Origin of the sequence: Pedobacter caeni, assembly GCF_900129215.1 — a bacterium.
Classification (GTDB): Bacteria; Bacteroidota; Bacteroidia; order Sphingobacteriales; family Sphingobacteriaceae; genus Pedobacter; species Pedobacter caeni.
The window spans coordinates 1-6,649 of the sequence record NZ_FQUQ01000013.1; the positions used below are offsets into that span (position 1 = coordinate 1).

At 42.5% G+C, this 6,649-nt stretch carries 5 protein-coding genes and 1 pseudogene; 1 reads left to right on the forward strand and 5 read right to left on the reverse strand.

Annotated features, from left to right (window positions below; translation table 11 throughout):
• Together BUC20_RS33420 and BUC20_RS33425 are read right to left on the reverse strand one after the other, a co-directional pair.
• Positions 1-1,650, reverse strand: a pseudogene (locus BUC20_RS33420) (hypothetical protein); the annotation flags it as partial.
• A gap of 87 nt (positions 1,651-1,737) precedes the next feature.
• Positions 1,738-2,676 carry a methionyl-tRNA formyltransferase gene (locus tag BUC20_RS33425; protein ID WP_073239184.1) on the reverse strand — a complete coding sequence of 313 codons (939 nt, stop codon included), beginning with the start codon at positions 2,674-2,676 and terminating at the stop codon, positions 1,738-1,740.
• Between the two features lie 198 nt (positions 2,677-2,874).
• On the opposite strand from BUC20_RS33425, the gene BUC20_RS33430 reads away from it, so the two are divergent.
• Positions 2,875-3,819 carry a bifunctional UDP-sugar hydrolase/5'-nucleotidase gene (locus BUC20_RS33430; RefSeq protein ID WP_073239185.1) on the forward strand — a complete coding sequence of 315 codons (945 nt, stop codon included), beginning with the start codon at positions 2,875-2,877 and terminating at the stop codon, positions 3,817-3,819.
• A gap of 69 nt (positions 3,820-3,888) precedes the next feature.
• Here the strand turns inward: BUC20_RS33430 and BUC20_RS33435 are convergent, their stop codons facing one another.
• Genes BUC20_RS33435 through BUC20_RS33445 form a run of 3 tightly spaced genes read right to left on the reverse strand, consistent with a single transcriptional unit; the run spans position 3,889 to position 6,514 of the window.
• The gene (locus BUC20_RS33435) at positions 3,889-4,842 is read right to left on the reverse strand and encodes a phytanoyl-CoA dioxygenase family protein (RefSeq protein WP_084529538.1); all 954 of its coding nucleotides are present in this window, start codon (positions 4,840-4,842) and stop codon (positions 3,889-3,891) included.
• A gap of 26 nt (positions 4,843-4,868) precedes the next feature.
• Positions 4,869-5,822 carry a hypothetical protein gene (locus tag BUC20_RS33440; protein WP_073239189.1) on the reverse strand — a complete coding sequence of 318 codons (954 nt, stop codon included), beginning with the start codon at positions 5,820-5,822 and terminating at the stop codon, positions 4,869-4,871.
• A complete protein-coding gene (locus BUC20_RS33445; protein WP_073239191.1) occupies positions 5,822-6,514 on the reverse strand; it encodes an aspartyl/asparaginyl beta-hydroxylase domain-containing protein in 693 nt (230 codons plus the stop codon). The genes BUC20_RS33440 and BUC20_RS33445 overlap by 1 nt, the downstream gene beginning before the upstream one ends.
• Positions 6,515-6,649 lie beyond the last annotated feature (135 nt).

The following is a 6,649-nucleotide window of genomic DNA, read 5'->3' on the forward strand; positions in this document are numbered from 1 at the left end:
TGCACTTCCCGTTCCACTGGCATAAGTTGCGGTTCCTCCTGAATTCAGGCTCAGTGTTGGTGTTCCTGTTACGGTTACTGCTTCAGAGAAGTTGACTGTTACCGGTACAAGGTCCCCAATTTTATAGGTCCCGTTTGCAAGGCTGGAGTTTACCGAGCTCACCAGGGGAGCAGTGTTATCGATGACAATATTTTTGTTGGCAGCTAAAGAGTTTGCAGCTCCGGGGGCAGCCAGGGTTAAGGTGGCATCGTTTCCTGCGGCATCTTTAAGTGTGCCACCGTTCAGGCTGAGCGCTGCAGTACTGGTGTAATCCAGGTCAGGGCTGGCATCTGTTGGCTGTACGGAATAGGTAAAGGCCAGTGAAGATGTTCCTGTTCCGCTGGCATAATTGGCCGTAGCACCGGAATTTAAAGCAAGCTGAGGCGTTCCTGTAACGGTAATCGCTTCAGAAAAATTCAGGGTCACATTAATGACTGCTCCCGCTTTGTAACTACCATTGGCCGTGCTTGAGTTTACAGAAGCCACAGTCGGAGCAATTCCATCTATGACAATCGCTTTGTTATTGCCAAGGGAGTTAGCAGCTCCGGGACTGGCAAGTGTAAGTGTCGCGTCAGTACTCCCTGCATCCTTGATCGTTCCTCCATTGAGGCTTAGCGCAGTAGTAGAGGAGTAGTCGAGGTCAGCAGAACTTTGTCCGCTGGTTACTGTATAACTGAATGTAAGGGTATTTGTGCCGGTTCCACCGCTATAATTAACAGTTGCGCCGGTATTTAAGCTCAGGGTTGGTGTTCCGGTTACGTTTACGAGCGCTGAAAAAATGACATTAACAGGAATTATATCTCCAATTTTATACGTTCCGTTCGCGATCGATGAGGTGACTTGTGTTACCGTAGGAGGCAATTTGAAAATTGGATTGGTTCCCGGGAAACCCGTGCCTCCGGGAGTTAAGACAACCGGAGTAACTTCGTTATGCGACCAGTTGGTTGTTCCGGCCAGGCTTGCGAGTATTTGCGCTTTGGTACCTTGAATAGTACCGGTATAAATAACGAAGTCTCCATGAAGAACGTTTCCTGTAAAGGCCGCGGAATAATTTCCGGCAGCTAAAACAGGGGGCAAATAGGAGGTTGTGGCGTTGATCGCTCCGCCGGTTTGCCATGGGGTTACCGTAGCGGCTCCTCCCGGAGAGTTTGTAAACCAGTTGGCAAAGGCATAAAGAAAGTTCGGACTACTAATAGCGCCTGTGTAGATAAACCAGTTGTCACCACCGGCGGCAGTAACGAGCGTTCCCCATCCGGTAGCATTGACTGTCCCATAAGAACTAAGTCCGGCTACGGTAGGTGTTACGCCGGGCGTTATCGAAACTTTGATAATCGTTCCTGCGGGAATTAAAGCGGTTGTTGTCCAGGTGATTAAGCCTTCCGCTACGACATTGGTTTCATCGAAACCTGTACTCGGATTCCAACTCCTGTCGGTAATCTGAATGATTTGCCCTGAGGGAATAGCCGCAAGCGTGACGATCGCCAGTTCGGCTGGATTGGAGTTTCCATTGTAGCCAATGATGGCAATGTCTCCTGTTGTTATTTGTCCGATGCTTTTGAATCCGCATAGACAGAAAAAACAGAAGATGAATAGTGTGGTGAGAGATCTCATGAATCGATTTTTCATTTTGAGTGGCACGTTAATTTAAAATTTCAGTTAATTCCGTGAAGGAAATACTAAGGTGGTGGTGTTTATAGATTAATTTAAATTCAAAAATTGATCTCCTGCTTTTAAGCCCATTGCGCATATTTTTTTTCCACTGAAGACGCCCTCAGGGGTTTCCAAAATATTAATTAGCAGTAGTTTTTGATCTGTAGTCAGCACAATAGGTCCATGGTGGGGGTCAACATGGAAGACTGTTCCTGGAAGGGTTGTTCCGGGATTAAATTCTACATTCATCAGGGATACTTCCAGGATTCGTAATTCCTGGCCATTCATCGTGGTGATTGCTCCGTTGTACAATGGATTCGCTGCGTTCACCAGATTTTCAATCTCCTCTGCTGTTTGCTGATCCCATTGTATCGTCAGGTCACTTATTTCCGGGCTTTTAAAGAAACTCTCACCGGTTGTTTTCTGCGGTTGATCGTACTTGCCAGCAGCAATGGACTGAATGATTTTCCCCAGATTCAGGGTCAGTAATTGAGTTAAACGAGCTTTTGCGATCCCATAATTTTCTCCTGACATGAATGGCATATCCTGACTAAAAACAACAGGGCCTTCGTCCAGTTCGGGTGTCATTTGATGAACCGTCAGACAGCTCTGGCTTTCTCCATTCTTTAATTGCCAGAATAGCGGAGCTGATCCCTTGTAAGCAGGAAGCTTACTGAAATGAACATTAAAGATCCCTTTTTCAGGAAGTGTTAAGATGTGTTCCGGAATTTTAAAAGGAAAGGTCATCACCAAGACTGCTGTAGCATGAAGCGCAGACATCCAGGATGTCAGTTTGCCGCCTGCTTGCAGATCGTTTTTGTTGATCCTTAATAACGGAATATTATTTGTTTCGGCATACTGAATGGTACCTGATAAATCGTAATTAAACTCTTCTGGAATTACGATTCCGGCAAGTACACAATGGCTGGTTAAACCCGACACTGTTTTAACAAATAATGAACTACTGGTGAAAATAATAATTTCCATGACTTGAGAGCGTAGATAAATTATTTTGTATTGCTACATAAGAATGCATAGAAAATCATTCCTTAAGTAGCTGTTATTGTCCCCCTTGACAATAATTTTGATAAAAATAGTTTAAAAATGCCAATGTTGGTAATAATTTTTTATTTATTACGTTGTATCGCTTTTTTTTCTAATTTTTGTTTCAAAAATTAACGCTCTATGATATCAAAACGAAGATCATTTTTAAAGAATTCTTCAATTCTTGCAGGAACAGTCCTGTTCGGCAAACCGCTAAATACATTGGCTGCTTCCGGTAAAACCCCCAATAAGCTTTCCACAGAATTGCTTAAAATCTCTCATACAGGTGGGTTGTCAGGATGTATCAATTCAGGTAAAGGACAGTTTAACGAATTAATAAGGGTGAATAGCCTGTTCAGAAGCACGACGATTTCGGGTCTGATTCTTGACTCAGGAAATTTCCTGAAAAAAGAGGGAACACAAGAGGATCAGCTCCCGATGATTGCAGTGATGAATAAACTGGGCTACCATGCGGTAAATGTTGGTGAGCAGGAATTAAGTATGGGGCAGGAGCATTTTGCTGCCTTACTGCCTTCGATCAGTTTTCCTTTACTGAATTGTAACTATGATTTCAGTCACAGTGAACTGTCTTCCAGAATTAAAAAGTACCTCGTGTTGAAATCAGGAAATCTGAAAATAGGCATTACAGGACTAGGCGCTATGGTAAACATTCCTGGTGTTGCGGTTTCAAATCCTTTCAAATGCGTAAATGAGGTGGCAAAAATGCTAAAAAAGGAATTGAACTGTGATTTTGTAATTTGCTTGTCTCAGCTTGATGATGAGCATAAAAAATATGATGATCAAAAGCTTGCTGCTGCGTCTGAGTATATAGACCTGATTATCGGAAGTCAGGAGAAAAAGCTGATGACCAATGCGAAAGCGTTACAAAATGCAAAAAAATGGGCCGTATACCTGAGTCAATCTGCATCTGAGGGGCGAACTGTTGGGGAAATGAAGTTTGAATTTAACCATGTCAATATGGTTACAGGGTTTCATCACCGTTTCAATATATCTGGTGCGCCGAATCACTTAAGCCCTAAGGATACTTATGCAGCGCTTAGACGTATGGCCATGCGTTGCGCTTAAACTCCAATATTCCTTCATTGTATTTTTTCCGCTTTGGGAAGAACACAATGAAGGATAATTTCTACCTGATTATAATTTAGAGAAACTTAGGTATTGAACAAATCTTGGAAGATTTGAATTGTTATTGGTGGCAGCATGTGGAATCGTGTTTCTCCAGAGAATAAGGTCTCCCTGTTCTCCCGCGATCCGCTGAGGAACTTCCGTTAACCGCATCGATGTGTGTGCCCTCTCCAGAGAGGTAAACGGTGCTATCCAATCTTCAAAACGTTGATGAAAACCCGGTACAAGTTGTATCGGGCCTCTGTTTTCAGGAACCTCATTTAGGTACAGTATTCCCTGAACTTCAAATTCAACAGGCTTGTCCAAATCCAGGTCCCAGTGTAATTTTCCATGATTGAATCCCCAAATTTCACATTCAGGGGGATTATAACCCAGCTTTTCTATGTTTGCTACCAAATGATCGGTTTGATAGAGATCGGCAAATATTTGTCTGATATTTTCCTGTTCTCTAATGGCTTCCATAGCTTCATTTTGATAGAGTTGAACCATGATGCCTTGCCAGTCCGGGTGTTCCATATACCAGGTTGCCGGATGATTCAGGTCTACATTCAGGTGTCGGCAGATCTGTCGCGTTACCTCATCGCAGCGCTGCCCATCAACCACTTTGCTAATCTTTAAATACCCATTTTCCTCCCAGAATTGGATTTGTTCAGGGCTGAGTACTTTCGGAAAGGCTCCCGGATTTTCGGTTTCCTGGTACTGGTTGTTCTGCCATTGCTTGAATTTTTGGTCCGCTTCAACAACGAAGTCCTGACCTTTAAGCTGGATTACCCAGTCTTTAAAGTGTTGGAAATCCTTACAATCAGCGTATAGAAAAAAATAGGTTTCAAACTTACCTAGTCCGTAAAAATTAAGCCATATGGTTTCCATATGGTCAAAATTCTCAGGTATGGGTTCATTCTTTCCTATCCTTCTTTGCTGATGTGTTTCATAAAAGAGTGTGGTGAAATTGCAATCTGTCATTTTTATTGTCCTATGTCTTTGTTGAATTATATTGTCCTGAAGTTTTCATAAGCCCTGTTGGCTTGCTCATATTGGTTCTCCGGACCTATCGATGGTTCTTTTCTGAATGGTTCTGATCGGGCTTTGCTGTGGTAGCCTAGTCTGATTTTAATGTTTTCCGGATTTTTGATGTCAATCCCGCTAAATAAAGAGAACTGTCTAATCATTTCAGCAGCACCATCTGCATAATCGGCAAAGGCATTTTTGGGGTGTTGCTGTCTTTGAATCTCCAGCATCTGCTGATAGTACTGTTGTAAAACGTCAGCAGTATACCGGCTAAAGTCACCTCCATATTCTTCTTCAGGATCGATTTGAAGCAATTTTTTGTTAATCATTCCCGGGATGCTATGCAATCCTGGCAGTCTTTTATGCGAAGCCAATACCTCATCAGGTTTTCTGGATAGGAAGAAAAAAGGAGTGTCAGGAAACCAGGCTCTCAGTTGTTCATAAAAATGGAGATGCCAGCTGTCGAGTTTGATGATGAAGGCTGATTCTTTCGTATTTCTGAATTGTCCCATCAGGTTTGTAGCGGCCTTGAATAAATGTTTTTTTTCGGTTAAAGTTATTTTTGGATCTTTTTCTTCAGCTCTTAATATTTCATCTAATAGCGGTGCTTCCGAGATGACAATGTTCTGCTCCTCCTCAGAGAAGGCTTGTGTGATCAGGGTCGAACCACAGCGTGATACATGAAAAATGAAAGCGTTGGGTTTCAGATGGGGAACCTCTTCCGCTACACTGGTCAGAAAATCGATCGAACTGCAGCTTGCAATTCTGTATTTTTCTTTTCTTTTAATACTACATTCACTAATGGTCTGCTCAAAGAAAGGTGCTGTTATTTTTATATCTTCCAGGTCCATCCATGCCAGTTTCCATCCGTCTTTTTCTTTGTATGACAGTTGGTGGGGCAGCCAGTTTTTTAAAGGATGTTCTGTTGTATTCATTATGAAATGATTCCTTTTAGACTTGCAATGATGCTGCGTGCAGTGTCGGTATCCTGAAGTTCCAGTTCGGTTATAATTTTATTTCTGGTCTCTTCATCAAATTCATTTGCCTTTGGCTCGTTAGCTATTTTGTAACCATGATTTTCAAAGAGGAGGTCTGTCCATTCATTTCTGATTCCATCTATAATCAAGTGAACCCTGGTGCTTAAGCCTTCGTTTACGATGCTATGTGTACTGCTAAAATCCATGTACCAGCATTCTCCTTCATTTAGATGGAGCTTGTGGTTGTTCACCGTAAACATCACTCCAGGATTGGTAACCACCGGGATATGGATTCTTAAAACACCATCTTTATAGGCGCATCCAGGATCCCGGTGTGGCTTGATGATACTTCCCGGTGCCAGCGCGAGTAAGCGGATAGCTTCTTTTTCACATTTCCAGGAATCTATAATTTCTTTGATGTAAGGTGTTTCTGCTAATAAAGATGTGTCTTTATACGCGCCCTGGCCAGTGTGTGCATAGATGTCATCCGGCATTCCGCTGATGGAGCGGAGCGCAATACTTCTCCAGTCCCCATTGAAATCCTGAGAATTGAAATGGAGTGGCCATTCGCGCTGCAGGCAATAATTCAGCTCTTGCTGAAGCTGCCTGCAGTCGTATTGGGTTGTGAATTTAATATGTGTTGGGAGCATTTTTTTATGATCCTAAGGTATAAAAAAAGATATTATAATTTTATTTAGGTAAACTTAATCTTAGGTTAAGTTCAAAACTACCATTTGTATATCCGCTCAATGCAGAAGTTTGTGTGGTATACATTCCACTGACCA

Bases quoted from the DNA above. Each gene is read 5' to 3' on its own strand.
- BUC20_RS33425 (WP_073239184.1), bottom strand. From the start codon at position 2,676: ATGGAAATTATTATTTTCACCAGTAGTTCATTATTTGTTAAAACAGTG.
- BUC20_RS33430 (WP_073239185.1), top strand. From the start codon at position 2,875: ATGATATCAAAACGAAGATCATTTTTAAAGAATTCTTCAATTCTTGCA.
- BUC20_RS33435 (WP_084529538.1), bottom strand. From the start codon at position 4,842: ATGACAGATTGCAATTTCACCACACTCTTTTATGAAACACATCAGCAA.
- BUC20_RS33440 (WP_073239189.1), bottom strand. From the start codon at position 5,822: ATGAATACAACAGAACATCCTTTAAAAAACTGGCTGCCCCACCAACTG.
- BUC20_RS33445 (WP_073239191.1), bottom strand. From the start codon at position 6,514: ATGCTCCCAACACATATTAAATTCACAACCCAATACGACTGCAGGCAG.